The organism is Methanobrevibacter sp. UBA188, assembly GCF_905234905.1.
Taxonomy (GTDB): domain Archaea; phylum Methanobacteriota; class Methanobacteria; order Methanobacteriales; family Methanobacteriaceae; genus Methanocatella.
Window position 1 is genome coordinate 1 of sequence record NZ_CAJOJM010000088.1, and the last position, 3,035, is coordinate 3,035.

The 3,035-nt window shown below is 33.8% G+C and carries 4 protein-coding genes and 1 pseudogene; all 5 read left to right on the forward strand.

Annotated features, from left to right (window positions below; genetic code table 11):
* Positions 1-107 (forward strand): annotated as a pseudogene (locus QZ143_RS09585) (aminodeoxychorismate/anthranilate synthase component II); the annotation flags it as partial.
* A complete protein-coding gene (gene trpD, locus QZ143_RS09590) occupies positions 104-1,111 on the forward strand; it encodes an anthranilate phosphoribosyltransferase (protein ID WP_292883654.1) in 1,008 nt (335 codons plus the stop codon). The pseudogene QZ143_RS09585 and the gene trpD, both read left to right, overlap by 4 nt.
* A gap of 5 nt (positions 1,112-1,116) precedes the next feature.
* Positions 1,117-1,893, forward strand: a complete 777-nt coding sequence (gene trpC / locus QZ143_RS09595) for an indole-3-glycerol phosphate synthase TrpC (protein WP_292883657.1) — start codon at positions 1,117-1,119, stop codon at positions 1,891-1,893.
* Positions 1,886-2,485: a phosphoribosylanthranilate isomerase gene (locus tag QZ143_RS09600; protein WP_292883660.1), complete on the forward strand. Its 600-nt coding sequence runs from the start codon at positions 1,886-1,888 to the stop codon at positions 2,483-2,485. The genes trpC and QZ143_RS09600 overlap by 8 nt, the downstream gene beginning before the upstream one ends.
* Positions 2,482-3,035 (forward strand): pyridoxal-phosphate dependent enzyme (locus QZ143_RS09605; protein ID WP_292883662.1); only part of this gene is annotated, 554 nt, incomplete at its 3' end. The genes QZ143_RS09600 and QZ143_RS09605, both read left to right, overlap by 4 nt.

Sequence of the window (3,035 nt, forward strand, 5' to 3'; positions counted from 1 at the left end):
ATTATAATGTCTATGGTCTTCAATTTCATCCGGAATCAATTTTAACTCCGGACGGATTAACTATTATTAAAAATTTTATAGAAAAAGTAGAGAAAGGGATTTTATGATTAAGGAAGCTATTTTAAAAGTATATCAACATGAAAATTTGACTTATGATGAAGCATATCAAACTATGGATGAAATCATGAGTGGTGAGGCGAGTGAAGTTCAAATGAGTGCTTACCTAACTGCAATGTCCATGAAAGGAGAAACAATTGATGAGATTACTGCCTCTGCTGAAGCGATGAGGGCTCATTGTGTGAGGTTATTGAACGATAAGGAAGTTTTGGAAATTGTCGGAACAGGTGGTGACGGATCCAATACATTTAATATATCAACAACCTCTTCAATTGTTATTTCTGCAGCCGGCGTTCCGGTTGCAAAACATGGAAACAGGGCTGCATCAAGTAAATGTGGTGCTGCTGATGTGTTGGAAGAGTTGGGCGTAAATATTAACATACCTCCCGAAAAAAGTTTAAAATGCTTAAAAAAGATTAATTTATGTTTCTTGTTTGCTCAAAATTATCACTTGTCAATGAAGTATGTTGCAGGAGTTAGAAAAGAACTGTCAATAAGGACAATATTCAATATATTGGGGCCTTTGACAAATCCTGCAGGTGCTACTATGCAGGTTTTAGGAGTATACGATAAAGATTTGGTCGAACCACTTACCGAAGTTATTAAAAATCTTGGTGTTAAGTCTGCACTGGTTGTTTATGGTTTGGATGTTATGGATGAAATATCAGTCAGTGACAAAACTTTTGTATGTGGACTTAAAGATGGAAAAACAATGTCTTATGAGATATCTCCAGAATACTTTGATATGGAATTTTCATCAAAAGAAGATCTTGTTGGGGGAGATGCAAAAGAAAATGCAAAAATCACTCTCTCTATTTTAAATGGTGAAAAAGGACCTAGGAGAAATGCTGTTTTATTGAATTCGGCAGCAGGATTATATGTCGCAGGAAAAGTTGAATCATTAAGGGAAGGCGTTAGTCTTGCAGCGGAAATCATTGATTCAGGAAAGGCTTTAGAACAGCTTGAAAAATTTATTGAATGTACAAATTGTTGATTATTATGTTGGATGAAATTGTTGAAAAAACTCAGGAAAGATTGGTTGAAGCTAAGAATAATAAATCATTGGATGAACTTAAAAAGGAAGTTTCTCAGATGGAAATTTCAAAAGATTTTCCATTTAAGGAGGCTCTTAAAGACCCTGAAATTGCAATTATTGCTGAAGTTAAAAGGGCTTCCCCTTCAAAAGGCATAATCTGTGAAGATTTTGATTATGTGGGCATTGCAAAGGAATATGAATCTGCAGGTGCATCTGCCATTTCAGTTTTAACAGAACCTTACTTTTTTAAGGGTTCAAATGATTATCTAAAAGAGATTTCCGAAAATGTTTCAATTCCTATTTTAAGAAAGGACTTTGTCATTGATGAATATATGGTCTGGGAAGCTAAATTGCTTGGAGCTTCTGCAGTGCTTTTGATAGTGTCCATATTGGATATTGTTCAATTAAAGAAATTTTTAGATTTGGCTCATGATTTGGGCCTTTCAGCTATTGTTGAAACTCATGATGGTGATGAAATCAGAACTGCAATGAATGTTGGTGCAGAAATTATTGGTGTAAACAATAGGGACCTCAATGATTTTAGTGTAGATATTGATAATAGTATCAGTCTACGTAGATGTGTAAGTGACAATATAGTATTTATTTCTGAAAGTGGTATTAAAACAAAAGAAGATGTTAGTAAATTAAAAGAAAATAATGTCGATGCAGTTTTAATTGGTGAAACTTTAATGAAAAGTGATGATAAAAAATCTTTAATTTCGGAGTTGAAGAATGGTTAAAATCAAAATCTGCGGACTTAAGAGATTGGAGGATATAGACATTGTTAATAAATATAAACCTGATTATATAGGTTTTGTCTTTGCAGATTCAAAAAGAAAGGTTTCTCATAAATTAGCATCAGAAATGAAATGCAATTTAAGTCCTGATATTGTGTCTGTTGGGGTTTTTGTAGATGCCGATGCTGATGAAATCGTAAAGTTATTCGATGAAGGCGTTATTGAAATTGCTCAACTTCATGGTAGTGAAAGTGAAGATTATATTAGGAATTTAAAAGAAAATACAAACTATGAACTGAAAATAATTAATGCAATTGAAATGTCTGATGAAAAAGACTTGATGGAATATGACAATTCAATTTCTGATTACTTATTGCTTGACAGCGGTAAAGGTAGTGGAAAAACTTTTGACTGGAATCTAATACGAAATGACTTAACCAAAGACTTCTTTTTAGCTGGTGGAATTAATATTTCAAATATATCCAAAGCTATAGATGAATTTAAACCTTATGCAATAGATTTAAGTTCTGGTGTTGAAACTGATGGATTTAAAGATGAATTTAAAATCAAAGAGATTATGGAGGTAATACGTTGAGTAATGGAAGATATGGTGAATATGGTGGCCAATACATCTCTGAAACATTAATGAATGAGTTACTTTACTTGGAAGAACAATACAATCATTATATTAACGATCCTGAATTTGTAAATGAGCTTAATACATTATTGAAGGAATATGCCGGAAGACCTTCCTTATTGTATTATGCTAAAAGAATGACTGAAGACCTTGGCGGAGCCAAAATTTATTTAAAGCGTGAAGACTTGAACCACACTGGCGCTCATAAAATCAATAATGTATTGGGTCAGGTATTGCTTGCTAAAAAAATGGGTAAGTCAAGAGTAATTGCTGAAACCGGTGCCGGTCAGCATGGGGTGGCTACTGCAACTGCTGCGGCACTTCTTGATATGGAATGTGAAGTGTTTATGGGGGAAGTAGATACCAAAAGACAAGCACTTAATGTTTACCGTATGGAATTGTTGGGTGCAAAGGTACATTCAGTAAAATCCGGAACCAAAACACTAAAGGATGCCGTAAATGATGCATTTAGAGATTGGATTGCACGTGTTCATGATACAAATTATGT